Origin of the sequence: Methylomagnum ishizawai (assembly GCF_019670005.1) — a bacterium.
GTDB lineage: Bacteria > Pseudomonadota > Gammaproteobacteria > Methylococcales > Methylococcaceae > Methylomagnum > Methylomagnum ishizawai.
Genome location: NZ_AP019783.1, coordinates 2539219 through 2554914, shown reverse-complemented (window position 1 = coordinate 2554914; position 15696 = coordinate 2539219). Strand labels below are relative to the sequence as shown.

The window sequence follows — 15696 nt, the reverse complement described above, 5'->3', positions numbered from 1 at the left end:
GGTACCCCCCACAAGACAGCCCGCCGGGCATCGCAGTATCGGGAACGCAAGCATGGCCCGGGCGCTAAAAAAAATCCCCAAGCCTCCTATGATCTATGGCATACGATCCCGGACAGACCGCGAGGGCCGCAAACATGAGTGTCGTGTCGGAAGAAACCGCCTATTGGAAGGAACGTTATTTCACCCTGCTCAACGAGGGCGAAAAACGGCAAACCGAACAGAACGAGTACGAAAACCTGCTGAACCGGGCCGTGATCCGCCTGACCCAGGCGGTGTCGGGATTGGACGCGGCCTTGGACCCGCATCTACGCGCCATCCGCGAAGTGATGCGCAAGGGGGAAAACAGCACCCTGCGCCGGGAGTTGGACGCCCTGCTCGACACGTTGATACGGACCCCCAAACTGGGCCATCCCACCGCGACCACCGGCCAGGGCCGGGAATTGCTGAGGTTTTTGGAAGCCCTGTGCGCGACACCGGAGGAAAAGGCCGCGTCGGAGGCGGTGTGCCGCCGGTTCGAGGCCGGCGGCTACGCCACCGAACAAGAATTATTCGACGCCGCCGCCCGCGTGCTGCGGAACCGCAAAGGCTCCTCCGCCACCGGCGTGATCGGCAAGCTGTTCGGCAAGGGCCAGGCCGCGACCGCCGACATCGACACCGCCAAGCTGCGCCGCCGCCTGGACGAACTGTTGCGGGCGCTCAACCTGTCCGCTTCCTTGCAGGAGCGCCTGGAGCAACTCAAGGCGCGCGTCGTCGACGACACGGAGGACTTGATCGCCTTGTTCGACGCGGCGGCGGCTTTGATCGCCGATATGGACGCGGGCTATTGGCAGGAGCAAAAGCAGTTCGGGGATTTCCTCGCCGCCCTGAGCGGCAAGCTGGGCGAACTGGAGGGGAAGGCCCTGCGGATGGACGCCCTCAACCAATCCTCGGCGGAGGATCGCCGCCTCACCGAAAAGGCCGTGGCGGGCGAGGTCGCGGGGCTGAGGGCCGACGCCTCGCAAGCCACCAACCTGGTGCAATTGCGCCAAATCATCAATATGCGCCTGGATATCATCTCCCAGCGCCTGGATAGCTTCGACCACGCCGAGGAAGCCCGTTTCACCGAGGTCCAGGCCCAGGTCCAGGATTTGAGCGGCCGCCTGCGGACCCTGGAGCAGGAGGCGGAGGATTTGCGCAACCGCCTGGCGCTGGCCAACCAGGCCGCCTATATCGATCCCCTGACCAAGCTCCCCAACCGCAAAGCCTATCTGGAGCGGGTGGACCTGGAGGAAAAGCGCTGGCGCCGGTTCCAACAGCCCTTGACCCTGGCGGTGTGGGATATCGATTTCTTCAAGAAGATCAACGACCGTTTCGGCCATGCTTCCGGCGACAAGGCGCTGGCGATGATCGGCCAGGTCTTGGCGGCGTCGATCCGCAACACCGATTTCGTCGCGCGTTATGGCGGGGAGGAATTCGTCATGCTGTTGTTGGGGAGCGACGATAGCAACGCCCTGGAAATCGCCGAGGGCATCCGCCAGCGGATCGAGGATTGCGAATTCATCGGCAATGGCAAACGCATCGCGGTCACGGTGTCTTGCGGTATCAGCCAGTTCAAAGGGCGGGACGGCTTCCAGGATGTTTTCGAGCGGGCGGACAAGGCCCTTTACCAAGCCAAGAAAAAAGGCCGCAACCGTTGCGAGATCATGTCGCCGGTTTGACCGGGGGGACGTCCGGGTGCCGGGATCAGATGAACCGCCGGGGATCGATTTTCCAGCGCAAGGGATTCTCGAAGCCGACGATGCGGTCGGCGCTGCCGGGGGCGGCCAGATCGATATCCTTCGGTGTGATGAAACCCTCGGCCCTGATGCTGAAGATGGCGCGGATCTTCGGGCGGAGCAAATCCTCGCGCCGCTGTTCGATCACCACCGCCAAATGCTCGCTTTCCAGCCGCACCAGGCTCCCCACCGGATAAATCCCCAGGCTGCGGATGAATTGCTGGATCAATTCCGGCTTGAAATGGCGGTCGCTCTTTTCCATGAGGAGTTGCAGGGCTTCGGTCGGTTCGCGGTGGCGTTGGTAGGCGCTATCGGAGGTCATGGCGTCGTAGCTGTCGACGATGGCGGCCATCTGCCCGTAGATCGACAGTTCCTCGCCCCGCAGCCGGTACGGGTAGCCGGAACCATCGAGGCGCTCGTGGTGCTGGCCCACCACGTCCAGCACCACGGACGATAGGCCCGTGGCTTTGCACATGAGGTCCAGGCCGTATTCCACATGCCTTTGCATGAGCTTGTATTCGGCCTCGGTGAGCTTGCCGGGCTTGGCGAGGATGTAGGAAGGCAGCCTCACCTTGCCGATATCGTGCATCAAGCCGCCGATGGCGGCTTGCTCGACGAGTTCGCGGTCCAGCTTCAAGGCGTGTCCGAAGGCGACCAGCAAGGTGGAGACGGCCACCGAGTGCTGGAAAGTGTGCTTGTCCGCCTGCTTGACCCGGAACAGGCTGATCATGGCGTCCGGATTGCGCAGCACCGAGCCGGTGATGGCGGCGATGGTCGGCTGCATGCGCTCCAGTTCGATGGTCCGGCCCAGGCGGGCGTCGATCAGCACGCTCTGCACCGTGGCGCTGGCTTCGCCGTAGATGCTCCTGGCCCGCGTCATCTCGCCGTGCAGGGAGATTTTTTCCGGTGGCAGTATCCTGCGGCGCTTGTCTGGAAGCGTGGGCGCGGACGGGGCGGACTGGGCCTCCGGCGGAGGGACGGATTCGGGTGCTGGCAGTGGCGGCGGAGCGACATCCAGTCCTTTATCGGTGTCGATATCGACGAGGGCCAGGTCCAGATCGATGATCTTCCGGAGCTGGCTCTCGGTCTTGATGAGGAAGCGCTTGCGGAAAAAGGGATGCTTGCTCCAATCGGCGTTGAGGCTATGGATATACATCCCCAGCACGAGTTCGGAGGGTTTGATTTTCTTGATCACTGGGCTGCTTCAACACTGGGTGGCATCGTTCGTTCCCGCCGGGAACCGTGCTGGATGCCCGCCCTTTCCGGGCTGGCCCCCCTAATTCTATGTGCTTTTGACCGTTTTATGCGGCTGAGGGGTCAGGCGAAAACATTGACCAGACCCAGGCCGGTGGATGGACGGGTGGATTCGATCCCCGTTGCGCCCTCCGCCATCGCCTCCCCTCCCCCTGGGTTGCCGGCGGACCGGGTACCGGAACCTTGGGGCTCGTGGCCGGGTTGGCGCTGGAAATCGAATCCCCGGCTATCGGTTTGGGCGGAAGGCTGGGGCGGCGCGACGCTGACCTCGTTCAGAGGGATCTGCTGGGTATCGAACATTTCCCTAAGGCGCGGCACCGCGGCTTCCAGGGCTTCGCGGACCCCGGCGTTCTGGGCGGTGAACTGGATCGAAGCGCCTTCCCCATCCAGTTGGATGCGGACATCCACGGGACCGAGATGCTCGGGATTGAGCTTGAGTTGGGCCGCGCCCAGCTCGCGTTGGGTCAACCATACCATTTTCTCGCCGACTTCGTCGTGCCAGCCGGGCTGCCCGAACGGCGTGGGCAGGTCGTGGGCGGTGGCCGGGGTTTTGGCCGGGGCGGTGCTGTCGCGGAGTTGCGGTGGTAGGGGCGCGGCATCGAGCGCCAGGGCGGTGGCCGGGTTGGGTCCGGGTTCGCCGCTGGCGGTTTCGAGCTTGCCGGTCCCCTCCTCCGCCGGGTTTTGGGATACGGTCCCGCCATCGATCAGATTCGCCAATCCTGCGGCGGTGGTGGCCGGGGGTGGCGCAGTGGCCGGTGTGGTGGAAGCGGCCCGTGGTTGGGTCGCCTTGCCCGCCGGATCGGGCTGGACCGGGACCGTCGATCCGGCGTCCGGGTCCGTGCCCGCTTCGGTTGGCGGCGGGACCGGGGTCGCGCCTGGGTTCTGGAAGAATTCCGCTACCATGGCCCATAGTTGTTCCGGCGTGGTCCCGGCTTGCGGCGCGGTGGTGGGTTCCGCAGCGGCCTGGGCGGTGGCCGGTTCCGCGTTATCGCTATCGGTGACGGCTTGATCCTGGACGTCCAACTTGCGCTGTAACATGGCTTGGAAATCGGTGTCGCCCCCGCCCGTGGCGTCCCTGCCCCGCCCCGCCGGATGGCCGATGTCCTGGGCGGAAGCCGACCGCGCCGCGCCGTGCGCCTGGATGGAATGGGAGGTCATGGCCCCTGCTCCTGTTCAGTAACCCATCGACAAGGCGTCGTCGCCGCGCCCGCCCCGGCGGCTGGCCCGCTCGTCCTCCTCGGCTTGGCGGCGTCTTTCTTCCAGGTGGCGTTCCTCGGTGCGGGCCTTGTCCACCACCGTTTTCATCCCCAGGGTTTGATGGCGGGTGGCTTCCCAACGGGCCCGGCCTTGCGCCAAGGCTTTTTCGACATTGCCGACGATCCTCTCCTGCTCCAGCACCGCGCCATTGATCTTGGCGAGGAACGCCCGGTATTCCAGCAATTGCCGCATCCCCAAGCCCTGATCGCCGGTGTCGCGGAATTTCTGGCTATAGTTGGCCTGGAAAGTCCTCAGGTTATCGAGGTTGCGGCGGGCGTTTTCCAGTTTGCGGGTGATCTCGCCGAGTTGCTGGGCGGCTTCTTGCTCGCGGGCTTCGGCCAGTTCGAGGATGTTGTTCAAACGTTCGGAGCGTTTCATGGGGCGTGTTCTCTGGTTTCGTTGTGCGTTGCGGTCCGCGTCCTTGTGCCGGTGCGCCCGTTTTCTCAGCCGAGCAAGGTTTCCAATTCGTCCAGGCTGCGCCGGAAATCCACCGCTTCCTCGATGCCTTGCTGTAGGAAGGCCACGATCTTGGGATTCAAGGCGATAGCCTCGTCGATGCGCGGGTCGGCACCTTGGCGGTAGGCACCGACGCTGATGAGGTCGCGGTTCTGCTGGAAGGTCGAATACAGCCGTTTCAAACGCCGTGCCAGGTTCAGATGGCGCGGTTCGGCGATGTCCTGCATGACGCGGCTCACCGAGGCTTCGATATCGATGGCGGGATAATGACCGGCATCGGCCAGGGCGCGGGATAGGACGATGTGGCCGTCGAGGATGCCCCGCGCCGCATCGGCGATGGGGTCGTTGGTGTCGTCGCCCTCGGCCAGTACGGTGTAGAACGCCGTGATGGACCCCGCGCCCCGGTCGCCATTGCCCGCCCGTTCCACCAATTGCGGCAGCTTGGCGAATACCGAGGGCGGATAGCCCTTGGTGGCGGGCGGTTCGTCGATGGCGAGGGCGATTTCCCGCTGGGCCTGGGCGTAGCGGGTCAGGGAATCCATCAGCAGCAGGACGTTCAAACCCTTGGCCCGGAAGAATTCGGCGATGCTGGTCGCCAGCAAGGCACCGTGCAACCGCATCAGCGGCGGATAATCGGCGGGGACCGCCACCACCGCCGCGCGGGTCAAGCCCTCTTCGCCCAAGATTTTCTGGACGAACTCGTTCACCTCGCGGCCACGTTCGCCGATCAAGCCGACCACGACCACATCGGCGGTGGTGTATTTGGTCATCATCCCCAACAGGATGCTCTTGCCCACGCCGGTACCGGCGAACAGCCCCAGGCGCTGGCCGCGCCCGACACTGAGCATGGCATTGATGGCCCTGACGCCCACGTCCAGGGGTTCGCGGATCGGTTGCCGGGCCAGGGGGTTGATGGCCAATCCGGTCAGGGGGACGTGGGCTTCGGTTTCGACCGGGCCTTTGCCGTCCAGGGGATTGCCCGAGCCATCGACCACCCGGCCCAACAGGCCGAAGCCCACCGGCACCGTCGAGCCGCGTTCCAGGGGAATCACCCGGCAATCCGGTTCCAGCCCGTGGATATCGCCGATGGGCATGAGGAACAGCCGCTCCCCGGAGAAGCCCACCACTTCGGCTTCCATTTCCCGGCCCTGTGGGGTCTTGACGATACAGCGGGCACCGACCGCCGCCCGGCAACCCACGGCTTCCAGGGTCAGGCCGACCATACGGTTCAGTTTGCCCTCGACCACCAGGGCGGGGGGCTCGGCGAGGCGGGCGCGGTGGGTCGCCAAGAGGTTGGCCCAGCGTCCGGTATGTCGTTGGGGGTTCAAACCGTTGTTCATAGCACGCTATCCCCTTCCCGCTCGCCGCCCAGCACCTGGGCGATGACGGCCATCAGGCGTTTTTCCAGGGTGGCGTCGATATGCGAGGTCTCGGTCAGGACACGGCAACCGCCGCGGGTCGTCAAGGGGTCTTCGACGATTTTCCAGCGCGGGCCGGAATCCCGGAGGGCCAGGGCATGGCGGACCAATTCGGCATCTTCGGGATGCAGGTGCAGATGTACCCGCCGCGCCGAAGCCGGCAGCGCCGACAAAGCTTCCCGCGCCACGGCGACGACCTGGCCCGGATCGGTCTTGAGTTCGCGCCGGATCAATTGCTTGGCGAGGGCGATGGCGAGCGTCACCAATTCTTGCTCGACCTGCTCGTCCATCAGGGCCAAGGGCTCGTCCAGGCAATCGATCAAGGGTTCGAAGCGGGCCGCCACCTCCAACATGACCTTCTGGCCTTCCGCGTGGCCTTGCTGCCAGCCTTCGTCGTGGCCCCGCTTCCAACCTTCCTCGCGGCCTTGTTGCCAGCCTTCGCCGTGGCCTTGTTTGTGTCCCGCGTCGCGGCCTTCGTTATAGCCTTGTTCCCGTCCTTCCCGGTGACCGCATTCATAGCCCTGCTCATAGCCTTCTTGGCGGCCCAGCGCCGCCGCTTCGTCGTGGGCCTGCCGTTGGATGGCCTCGATTTCCTCGGCGGTGGGCATTTTCGGCAGTTCGACCGGTTCTTCTTCGGGTTCGGGTTCCGGCTCCGGCTCCGGCGCGTCCATGACCGGCAATTGCCAGGGCGAGAGCGCTTCCAATTCCTCGCGGGTGAAAGGCTTCAGCCTGCTGGATTTAGATGAGGTCATCGCCGCCACCTAAGGAGATTTCGCCGGCTTCGGCCAAGCGGCGGGCGATGGCGAGGATATCTTTCTGGGACGCCTCGACATCGCTGAGGCGGGCGGGCGGCGCGGCTTCGAGATCGTCGCGCAGCATTTCCGCCGCCCGCCGCGACATGTTGTTGAAGACTTTTTCCTTGAGTCCGTCGTCGGCACCGCGCAGGGCCAGGAGCAGGGCGTCGGTGGAGACTTCGCGCAGCAGGGTTTGGATGCCGCGGTCGTCGATGCTCACCAAATCGTCGAACACGAACATCTTGTCCTGGATTTTCTGGCTGAGGTCGGGATTGGCCTCGGCGATCTGCTCCATGATGGAGACTTCGATATTGCTGTCGCTGAAGTTGAGGATATTGGCCGCCGCCTCGATGCCGCCTATCGTCGAAGATTTGACGTTGGTATTGCCGCTCAGTTGTTTTTCCATGATGTCGTCCAACTCTTTCAGCGCCGCCGGATGCACGCCTTGCAGGGTCGCCACCCGCATGATGACATCGGAGCGGCTGCGTTCGGGGAGGTGGGCCAGGGTTTCCGCCGCTTGGTCGCTATCCAGCAGCGAGAGGATGATGGCGATGATCTGCGGGTGTTCGAGGCGGATCAGGTCGGCGATGGCGCGGGGGTCCATCCATTTCAGCTGTTCCAAGCCTTTGCTGTTGCGGCCCAGCAGGATGCGGTCGATGATGTTGGCCGCCTTGTCCGCGCCCAGCGCCTGGGTCAGCATGTTGCGGATGTAATCTTCCGAGTTGACGCCCAGGGCGGTTTGGTTACGGATTTCCTCGATGAAGCGGCGCAATACCCCGTCGATCATGTCCAGGGTGATATTGCGCATTTCCGCCATGGCCGCGCCGATCTGCTGGACCTCTTTCGGGGTCATGTGTTTCAGCACCTCGGCGGCGCGGTCCTGGCCCACTGTGAGGAATAGCAGGGCGGCTTGTTGGGTGCCGTCCATTTTGAGGGTGTCTAGCGCTTCGGCCATGGGAGTGGTCCTAGGGTTTGGGGTTGGAACCCAGCCAGTTCTTGACGACCAGGGCGGCCCGCTTGGCATCCTGGTCGATGGCCTGTTGCACCAGCGCCATACGCTTTTCGTAGCTTTGGGCGGCGGGTTTCAGCACGGCGGGGAGCGACGGGTCGGCTTGCCGGGTGTTTTTGGTGGTAGGGGTGTCTAGCGCTTCGGCCATGGTGCTGCGTCCTGTGGTTCGGGGTTAGCTGGTGGAACCCATCCAGTTCTTGATGACTTGGGCGACCCGCTTGGAGTCCTGGTCGATGGCCCGTTGCACGAACTCTATCCGTTTCTCGTGGCTTTGGGGCGCTTCGAGCATGAGCAATTCATCCTCTTCGATGGCCTCGGTTTCCTCTTCCGACGGCTCGCCTTCCGGCCCGGTCAGGACGCCTTCCCGGGCTTCACCGCCTTCGGTAAGCGCCAGGGTTTCGGCGGCTGCGGCGGCGGCCGCCGCCGCAGCTTCGGCCTCGGCCTCGGCGGCGGCCTTCGCGGCTTCTTCCGCTTCCTTCTGCCGTTGCGCTTCCCCGGTCAAGCCCCTGATGATGGGTCGTATCACCCCGAAGATTAGCAGCAATAGCACCAAAGCGAGGGCGGCGTATTTGAGCAGTGGAATGAACCACGGTTGCTCCCAGAGCGGTACCGGCGGCGCGGCTTCCTCGGGGCGGAAAGCCGCGTGGGTGACGGTCACCCGGTCGCCGCGGGCGGCGTCGTAGCCGACGGCTTCCTTGACCAGGTTGGTGAAGCGCCCGAGTTCCTCGTCGCTATAGGCTTGGGTGGTGATGGTGCCATCGGCTTGCAAGACTCGCTTGTTGTCCACCACCACCGCCGCCGTGACCCGGCGCACCACGCCGGTGCCGAGTTTGGAATGGCTGATGGTCTTGTCCAATTCGTAATTGCGGGTGGCGCTCTTGTTGGTGGTGGTCGGGCCGGCTTGTTGGCCTGCGGTTTGACCGCCCTGCCCGCCCGGTTGTCCGGGCTGGTTGGCATTGGTAACTTCCGGGGCCACGCCGGCGGGGGGCGGTTGGTTCGACAGGGCACCGGGCACGCCTTGTGGTCCCGCGCCCCGGCTTTGTTCCTCGCGGTTTTGTTCGCTGCGGAGGGCGGGCTGGTCGGGGTTGTAGACTTCCTGGGTGCGTTCGGTGACGGTGAAATCCACATCCGCCGAAACCTGGGTCCTCATGCCGTCGCTGCCCATCACGGGGCTGAGGATGTTTTCGACCCGCTCGATCAGGTGTTCTTCGATCTGCCGTTTGAAATCGAATTGCTTGAGGGTGAGGTTGTTCTCGTTTTCTTCCGCTGTCCCCAACAACAGATGGCCGCGCTGGTCCACCACGCTGACCTGTTCGGGCTGGAGTTGCGGGATGCTGGACGCCACCAAGCGGGCGATGGCATCGACCTGGAGCGGTTCCAGCGTATGGTTGGGTTGCATGTCCAGCACCACCGAGGCGCTGGGTTGCTTGGGCTGGCGCACGAACACCGACTCCTTGGGTAGGGCCAAATGCACCCGCGCGGCCTTCACGCCCTTGATGGTCATGATGGAACGGGCGATCTCGCCTTCCAAGGCCCGTTGGTAACGGGCACCTTCCACCAATTGGCTGACCCCGAAGCCGTTTTCCTTGTCCAGTATCTCGAAGCCGGTGCCGTTTTCCTTGGGGAAACCCATGCTGGCGAGTTTGAGCCTGAGTTCATGGACCTTGTCCGCCGGAACTCGGATGCTGCCGTTGTCGGGGTCGATGTAATGCTCGACTTTGAGTTTTTCCAGGGCCGCGATTACTTCGCCCGCTTCTTTCTCTGGCATTTCGCCGAACAGCATCGCGTATTGGGGTTCCTTGGCCCAGAGCAGCATGGCGATGATGACCGCCACGGTCAGGGCCAGGATAGCGGCCAAGCCGATTTGGCGGTTGCGCGGTATCAGCATCCAGCCCCGGATCAAGGGCGGCAGGTTCTCGTATTTCTGCTCGGCGGGTGGCAGCGGTGGCGGAGACGCTTCGCCGGGAACCAATTCTTTGCTGTCGCTGGGGCTGAGTTCCATGGTGGCGGATTACATGGGCATGTTCATGATTTCTTTGTAGGCATCGACTAGTTTGTTCCTCACCTGCACCGTGGCTTGGAATGAGACGCCCGCCTTCTGCGCGGCGATCATGACTTCCGCCAAGTTCAGGCCGGGTTCGCCGCTTTCGAAGTCTTGCGCCAATTTATCGGCGTAGAGTTGGGTGTCGTTGACCTTATCCACGGATTGTTTGAGCAATTGGCCGAAATCGACCGAAGGGGTTTCCGAATGGATGCGGGTGCCCTGCTGCATTTGATCGCGCAGGCTGTGGATTTGGTTGAGGACGGTGTTGATTTCGGTGGTGTTCATGGCTTCCGCTCGTTTTTTCTTGTTAAGCATATTTGGAGCCATGTTCTTCTAAGTTTTTGTTTTTTTGATTTTTATTATTTTGGTACTGTTATCAAACAACTATATGAAAGCATTGGTTTTGATGGCGGGCCATCATGGCGACGGAATTCCGGCATGGGATCGAAGGGGAGATTACGCGGGACAGGGCCAGTGTTGTGTGTCCAGGCATTTCCGCTGGCAAACCGAGATAGGAATAATGATACTGTTATCGTAAATAAGTTAGTCAATGAGTGGCGTAGGGCGTAAGCCGCGCCGACTCAAGCCACGGGGGATTCTTCGCCGCGCAATCCGTATTTACGCAGCTTCTCGACCAAGGTGGTCCGCCGCATCCGCAGCAAATTGGCGGCATGGGCCACCACCCCATCGCATTCTTCCAGGGCCTGCTTGATGAGTTCGCATTCGAGTTGGTTGAGATGTTCCTTCAAATCCAGGCCGTTCTCGGGCAGACGGGCCAGGGACAGCGCTTCCTTGGAGTCGGCGAAACCGCCATGCTCCCCCTGCCCTTCCTCCGCGTCGTCGGGTTGCAAATGTTCCAATATCCGCTCCGGCAGGTCGGTGGTCTCCACCATTTGGTTGGGATACAGGATGGCCAGCCGTTCGACCAGGTTCGCCAGTTCGCGCACGTTGCCGGGCCAGTGATAGCGCCGCAAGGCCCGCAGGGCGGCGGGGGACAGGCGGATATCGCCGCGCCGCTCGGCCCGGAGGCGGGCGGTCAGATCGTCCACCAGGAGCGGGATATCCTCCAAGCGCTCGCGCAGGGGGGGCACCGCGATAGGGAACACATCCAGCCGGTAGTAAAGGTCTTCCCGGAAGCGGTTGAGGCGGATTTCATCCTCCAGGTTGCGGTGGGTGGCGGCGACGACCCGGACATCGCACGGGAGGGTCTTGTTGCTGCCGACCCGCTCGAAGGTGCGTTCCTGCAAGACCCGGAGCAGTTTGACCTGCATGGCCAGGGGCATGTCGCCGATCTCGTCCAGGAACAAGGTGCCGCCCTCGGCCAGCTCGAAACGGCCTTGCCGGGCGCTCAAAGCCCCGGTGAACGCGCCCTTCTCGTGGCCGAACAATTCGCTCTCCAGCAATTCGCCGGGGATCGCGCCGCAATTGACCGGCACGAAGGGCTTGTTGCGGCGGGCGGAATAATAATGGAGGTTCCGCGCAATGACTTCCTTGCCGGTGCCGGACTCGCCGAGGATCAGGACCGTGGCGTCGGACGGCGCGGCCTGCTGGATCAGCTTGCGGGTACGTAGGATGGGCGGGCTGTTGCCGGTGAGGCTGCGGAACAGCTCGGAATTGCGGGCCGGCCCTGGCTGCCCGAGCCGCTCCAGGCACTCGCTCAAACCACGATGGTTGGTGGGCCAGGCCAATACGGCGGCGGCCCGGCTTTCGAGGCCGGGCGGCATGGCCTTGGGTTTATGGCGGTCCAGCACCAGCACCAAGGGCACTTGCCGGTAGCGCTCCACGACCCGCGCCAACACCGTTTCCGTATCCTCGTCCAGGAATACGAACACCGCTTCGATTTCCTGCGGGGCCTCCCGGCCCAGTTGCGCCGGGGCGCAGTTCGCGACCTCGCATTCGACGAAGTTCAGCACGGCCTGAAGCTCGGCGCAGGGTTCGACACTGGATTGGATCAATAGGACACGGCGTGGACGCATCGTTCTAAAACTCCATCGATGGGACGGATTCGGTCGGACCGATCCGGGCCTGATTTGTTATTCATGATAGCCGTGGCCCTCCGCCATCGGGTCGCCGATAGGGCGTGGCCATCGCTCTCGGGGATGGCGCACCGGCTTGGGACGAGGTCGGATCGTTAGCGGAAACAGCCATGCCGGGTGTTTCTTTCTAAGCCATGCCTCAGAAGTTTAATCGTCAAAAATTTGTCGTCAACTTAGCAGCAGGATTTCCCAGGCGGCTCCGGCCCGCCTCCCAAAGGCAGCTTCAGCCGTATCAAAATCCGCCGCCGGAACGCGCCCATCGGGGGACACACCATCCCCGGCGGAAAGCCGGAGAATGTCGATATCCATGGCTAGACCGGCAGGCAAAGCGGCTATAATTTAGGGATGTCACGAGGAGACACCGCTCGCAACACCCCCACAACGGAACGGAACTCCATGCAACCCCACGCCCCGAACCCAGCCCGGCCCTCCCATATTTCCACGCCTCGATCCATGTCCAAACTGACCGTCACTTTCAAAGGCATCCCCCTGCAGTCCATCGAGTTGGAACGGGACGAGATCAGCATAGGCCGGAATCCCTCGAACGCGGTGCATATCGACAGCCTGGCCCTGGCCGATTTCCACGCGACGGTGAAATTCACCCAGGAGGGCTACGTCATCCAGCAGTTGCAGACGGAGTTCCCGGTCTACCTGAACGGACGGGCCGTCTCGCGGGAACGGCTGGACGATGGCGACCATATCCTGCTCGGCAAGCACGACCTCTACTTCAGCCAACGGCCCCCGGCACCACGGACGACGCCGCCGCCCGAACCCGGTCCCACCAATGTGTTCCGGGCTTTCGAGGGCAGTTTCCAGGTGATGAACGGGAAGAAGATCGGGATGGTGATCCCGTTGAAGCAAACGCTGACCCAGATCGGCAAAGGCCCGACCGGCCTCGTGGTCGTCAACAAGGGGGACAATGGCTATACCATCAGCCCCAAGGATGGCGAGGTGCTGTTGACCGTCAACGGCAATTCCCTACAGGTCGGCGAAGAAGTCTTGCTCCAGAACAACGACATCGTCAGGATCAATAGTTCCCTGTTGCTGTTTTTCCAGAAATAACCCGGAACCACCACCATGCCCGCCACCAATCCAGAACACCGCCATTTCCATCGCATCGCCCACGACGCTCCGGCGCTTATCGCCCTGGAAGATTCGTCCCTGGCGGCGCGGACTTTGGACCTTTCGCTCAGGGGTTGCCTGCTGGAGATCGACCCGGCGGTGGCGCTCGCCATCGGTGCCCCCTACCCTATCGAAATCCACTTGAGCGACGATGTGCGGATCGCCATGCGGGGGATATTGATCCATCGGCGGGAGCGGCGGGCGGGCTTCGAGTGCGAGCATATCGACCTCGACAGTATTTCCACGCTCAGGCGCTTGGTGGAATTGAACCTGGGCGATCCCGAGCTGCTGGACCGCGACCTCGAAGCCTTGGCCGCCCAGGGTCCGGTCTAGCTGGGCTTACCGTCCATAGGCTGTATGTAGCCCGTGGATGGAAAAACAAAAAAACGCCGTCGCTGTACGCTCCGCGCTTTATGGTACTGTTATCATAATACGGCAATAGCTTCGCGGAGGCTCTTCACGGGAACGACCTCCAAGCCGGGAACGGCCAGCGACCTGGGCGCGTTCTTGGCCGGGGCCAGGGCGTGCTTGAACCCATGTTTGGCGGCTTCCTTCAGGCGTTCCTCGCCGTTCTGCACCGGGCGGACCTCGCCATTCAGGCCGAGTTCGCCGAACACCACCCAATCGCGCGGCACCTGCTTATCGCGGTAGCTCGACACCACCGCCAAAGCCACTGCCAAATCCCCGGCGGTCTCGCCCAGGCGCAGGCCGCCCACCAGATTGACGAACACATCCTGGTTGAACAGCGGCACCCCGCCATGGCGATGCAGGATCGCCAGCAGCATCGCCAGCCGGTTGCCCTCCATGCCCACCGCGACCCGGCGCGGGCTGGGCAGATGGGATTCGTCCACCAAGGCCTGGACCTCGACCAGCATCGGGCGGCTGCCCTCGCGCATCACCATCACCACGCTGCCGGGCGCGTCCTCGTCGCCACGGGACAGGAAGATGGCCGAGGGATTGCGGACCTCGCGCAGGCCGGTTTCGGTCATGGCGAACACGCCCATTTCGTTGACCGCGCCGAAACGGTTCTTGAAGGCGCGGATCACCCGGAACCGGCTGCTGTCGTCGCCCTCGAAATACAGCACGGTATCGACCATATGTTCCAACACCCTGGGACCGGCCAGCGCGCCCTCCTTGGTCACATGGCCGACCAGGAACACCGTGGTCTGGGTTTCCTTGGCGTAGCGCACCAGCCGGGCGGCGCACTCCCGCACCTGGGCCACCGAACCGGGGGCGGATTGCAGCAATTCGCTGTAGGCGGTCTGGATGGAATCCACCACCAGGAATTCCGGCTGTTCCGCCTGCGCCACCGCCAAGATTTGCTCTAGGCGGGTTTCGGCGACGATCCGCACCGCCGCCGCGCCGCCGAGTTGCAGCCGCCGCGCCCTGAGGCTCACCTGACGGATGGATTCCTCGCCGGTGACGTAAAGCACCTTGTGGTCGCCACCCAGCGCGGCCACGGTCTGCAACAGCAAGGTGGATTTGCCGATGCCGGGATCGCCGCCGATCAGGATGGCCGACCCCGGCACCAGCCCGCCACCCAAGACCCGGTCGAATTCTTCCAGGCCACAGGGCACGCGGCGGATTTCCTCGGCCTCGACCTCGGCCAGGGACACCGGCGCGGCCCCCTCCCCCGCCGCCCCGGCGAAACCGGCGAACCTCGCGGCGCGGTCCTCGACGCCTTCGACCAGGGAGTTCCAAGCGCCGCAGCCGGGACATTGGCCGGCCCATTTATTCTGGGCATGGCCGCAATCGGTGCAGCGGTAGACGATTTTGCGGCCGTCCTTGGGCGGTTTCACGGCCAAGGCTTCACCCCGCCGACCAAGGCATTGACCCCTTCCCGGTAATGGCAGGTCACGGGCTGGAATCCAGCCTCCGCCATCCGCGCCAGGGCCGGTTCCAAGCGCATGATGTGGTCCTGGGATTCGTCGCTGAACAAATGCAACACCCATTGTTCCAGCAAATCGGGCCGGTCCATGGCCAGGAATTCCCGGAAATAACCGCGCACCTCGTCCTGGGTCCGCCGCAGGTGTTGCAGGCTGTCGTCGAGGGCGTAGCGGTCGCCGTTGACGAACACGCCGCCCGGCTTCAATACGCGGTGGATTTCTTCGAACACCCGGCCCCGGTAGCCTTGCAGGAAATTGTGTACGGTATAGGCGCTGGCCACGAGGTCCAGGCTGGCGGTCGGCCATTGGGCGAGGTAGGACAAGGCATCGCTCTCGACCAGGCGCAACCGGCCCTCCGCCACGGCCCCGGCCAGATGGCGGCCAGCCTGTTCCAGCATGGCGGGACCGTTGTCGAGGCTGGTGATACGCGCATCCGGGCGGTGATGCAGCAAATACGCGGTGGTCACGCCGGTGCCGGTGCCGAGTTCCAGCAGTTCCAGGTTCCCGGCGGCGGGCGCGGCCCAAGCCCCGACGAATTCGCCCACCCGGCGGCTCATGTCGGGTATCTCCGGGGCGATCCGGTGCAGCAGGTTGTATTCCTCGGCGATGGGACCATCGAACAATAGTTCGGCGGCGCAGTGGGTTTGGCTCATGGGATATCTCATT

At 63.5% G+C, this 15696-nt stretch carries 15 protein-coding genes; 3 read left to right on the top strand and 12 right to left on the bottom strand.

From position 1 onward, the window contains the following. Window positions 1–134 precede the first annotated feature (134 nt). Window positions 135–1697, top strand: coding sequence for a diguanylate cyclase (locus tag K5658_RS11605; RefSeq protein ID WP_221063293.1), 1563 nt, complete (start codon window positions 135–137; stop codon window positions 1695–1697). Between the two features lie 25 nt (window positions 1698–1722). On the opposite strand, the gene K5658_RS11600 is transcribed toward K5658_RS11605, so the two are convergent. From K5658_RS11600 to K5658_RS11555, 10 genes are all read right to left on the bottom strand, one after another. Continuing rightward, on the bottom strand, window positions 1723–2949 hold the full coding sequence (locus tag K5658_RS11600; protein WP_221063292.1) for an HD-GYP domain-containing protein: 1227 nt from the start codon (window positions 2947–2949) through the stop codon (window positions 1723–1725). Between the two features lie 122 nt (window positions 2950–3071). Next, window positions 3072–4166 (bottom strand): flagellar hook-length control protein FliK, encoded by a 1095-nt coding sequence (locus K5658_RS11595; RefSeq protein ID WP_221063291.1) that lies wholly within the window; start codon window positions 4164–4166, stop codon window positions 3072–3074. Between the two features lie 15 nt (window positions 4167–4181). Further along, complete coding sequence (gene fliJ, locus K5658_RS11590; RefSeq protein ID WP_221063290.1) at window positions 4182–4643, bottom strand: flagellar export protein FliJ; 462 nt, start codon at window positions 4641–4643, stop codon at window positions 4182–4184. A 65-nt stretch (window positions 4644–4708) separates the two neighbouring features. Continuing rightward, window positions 4709–6061 carry a flagellar protein export ATPase FliI gene (gene fliI / locus K5658_RS11585; protein WP_221063289.1) on the bottom strand — a complete coding sequence of 451 codons (1353 nt, stop codon included), beginning with the start codon at window positions 6059–6061 and terminating at the stop codon, window positions 4709–4711. Beyond that, window positions 6058–6891 carry a flagellar assembly protein FliH gene (locus tag K5658_RS11580; protein WP_221063288.1) on the bottom strand — a complete coding sequence of 278 codons (834 nt, stop codon included), beginning with the start codon at window positions 6889–6891 and terminating at the stop codon, window positions 6058–6060. Before K5658_RS11580 ends, fliI begins: the two co-directional genes overlap by 4 nt. Next, on the bottom strand, window positions 6878–7888 hold the full coding sequence (gene fliG, locus K5658_RS11575; protein WP_221063287.1) for a flagellar motor switch protein FliG: 1011 nt from the start codon (window positions 7886–7888) through the stop codon (window positions 6878–6880). The genes K5658_RS11580 and fliG overlap by 14 nt, the downstream gene beginning before the upstream one ends. Before the next feature lie 10 nt (window positions 7889–7898). Further along, window positions 7899–8090 carry a hypothetical protein gene (locus tag K5658_RS11570; RefSeq protein WP_085213759.1) on the bottom strand — a complete coding sequence of 64 codons (192 nt, stop codon included), beginning with the start codon at window positions 8088–8090 and terminating at the stop codon, window positions 7899–7901. A gap of 24 nt (window positions 8091–8114) precedes the next feature. Further along, the gene (gene fliF / locus K5658_RS11565; RefSeq protein WP_221063286.1) at window positions 8115–9944 is read right to left on the bottom strand and encodes a flagellar basal-body MS-ring/collar protein FliF; all 1830 of its coding nucleotides are present in this window, start codon (window positions 9942–9944) and stop codon (window positions 8115–8117) included. A gap of 9 nt (window positions 9945–9953) precedes the next feature. Continuing rightward, the gene (gene fliE, locus K5658_RS11560; RefSeq protein ID WP_221063285.1) at window positions 9954–10271 is read right to left on the bottom strand and encodes a flagellar hook-basal body complex protein FliE; all 318 of its coding nucleotides are present in this window, start codon (window positions 10269–10271) and stop codon (window positions 9954–9956) included. 296 nt (window positions 10272–10567) lie between these two features. Then, window positions 10568–11962: a sigma-54 interaction domain-containing protein gene (locus K5658_RS11555; RefSeq protein WP_221063284.1), complete on the bottom strand. Its 1395-nt coding sequence runs from the start codon at window positions 11960–11962 to the stop codon at window positions 10568–10570. A 513-nt stretch (window positions 11963–12475) separates the two neighbouring features. On the opposite strand from K5658_RS11555, the gene K5658_RS11550 reads away from it, so the two are divergent. Together K5658_RS11550 and K5658_RS11545 are read left to right on the top strand one after the other, a co-directional pair. Then, window positions 12476–13084, top strand: a complete 609-nt coding sequence (locus tag K5658_RS11550; RefSeq protein WP_221063283.1) for an FHA domain-containing protein — start codon at window positions 12476–12478, stop codon at window positions 13082–13084. A 15-nt stretch (window positions 13085–13099) separates the two neighbouring features. Then, the gene (locus K5658_RS11545; protein ID WP_221063282.1) at window positions 13100–13477 is read left to right on the top strand and encodes a PilZ domain-containing protein; all 378 of its coding nucleotides are present in this window, start codon (window positions 13100–13102) and stop codon (window positions 13475–13477) included. Between the two features lie 92 nt (window positions 13478–13569). Here the strand turns inward: K5658_RS11545 and radA are convergent, their stop codons facing one another. Both radA and K5658_RS11535 read right to left on the bottom strand, forming a co-directional pair. Further along, complete coding sequence (gene radA, locus K5658_RS11540; RefSeq protein ID WP_221066971.1) at window positions 13570–14916, bottom strand: DNA repair protein RadA; 1347 nt, start codon at window positions 14914–14916, stop codon at window positions 13570–13572. A gap of 23 nt (window positions 14917–14939) precedes the next feature. After that, a complete protein-coding gene (locus K5658_RS11535) occupies window positions 14940–15683 on the bottom strand; it encodes a class I SAM-dependent methyltransferase (protein WP_221063281.1) in 744 nt (247 codons plus the stop codon). Window positions 15684–15696: the final 13 nt, after the last annotated feature.

Coding starts and splice junctions, on each gene's coding strand:
- K5658_RS11605 (WP_221063293.1), top strand. CDS start 135: ATGAGTGTCGTGTCGGAAGAAACCGCCTATTGGAAGGAACGTTATTTC.
- K5658_RS11595 (WP_221063291.1), bottom strand. CDS start 4,166: ATGACCTCCCATTCCATCCAGGCGCACGGCGCGGCGCGGTCGGCTTCC.
- fliJ (WP_221063290.1), bottom strand. CDS start 4,643: ATGAAACGCTCCGAACGTTTGAACAACATCCTCGAACTGGCCGAAGCC.
- fliI (WP_221063289.1), bottom strand. CDS start 6,061: ATGAACAACGGTTTGAACCCCCAACGACATACCGGACGCTGGGCCAAC.
- K5658_RS11580 (WP_221063288.1), bottom strand. CDS start 6,891: ATGACCTCATCTAAATCCAGCAGGCTGAAGCCTTTCACCCGCGAGGAA.
- fliG (WP_221063287.1), bottom strand. CDS start 7,888: ATGGCCGAAGCGCTAGACACCCTCAAAATGGACGGCACCCAACAAGCC.
- K5658_RS11570 (WP_085213759.1), bottom strand. CDS start 8,090: ATGGCCGAAGCGCTAGACACCCCTACCACCAAAAACACCCGGCAAGCC.
- fliF (WP_221063286.1), bottom strand. CDS start 9,944: ATGGAACTCAGCCCCAGCGACAGCAAAGAATTGGTTCCCGGCGAAGCG.
- fliE (WP_221063285.1), bottom strand. CDS start 10,271: ATGAACACCACCGAAATCAACACCGTCCTCAACCAAATCCACAGCCTG.
- K5658_RS11555 (WP_221063284.1), bottom strand. CDS start 11,962: ATGCGTCCACGCCGTGTCCTATTGATCCAATCCAGTGTCGAACCCTGC.
- K5658_RS11550 (WP_221063283.1), top strand. CDS start 12,476: ATGTCCAAACTGACCGTCACTTTCAAAGGCATCCCCCTGCAGTCCATC.
- K5658_RS11545 (WP_221063282.1), top strand. CDS start 13,100: ATGCCCGCCACCAATCCAGAACACCGCCATTTCCATCGCATCGCCCAC.
- K5658_RS11535 (WP_221063281.1), bottom strand. CDS start 15,683: ATGAGCCAAACCCACTGCGCCGCCGAACTATTGTTCGATGGTCCCATC.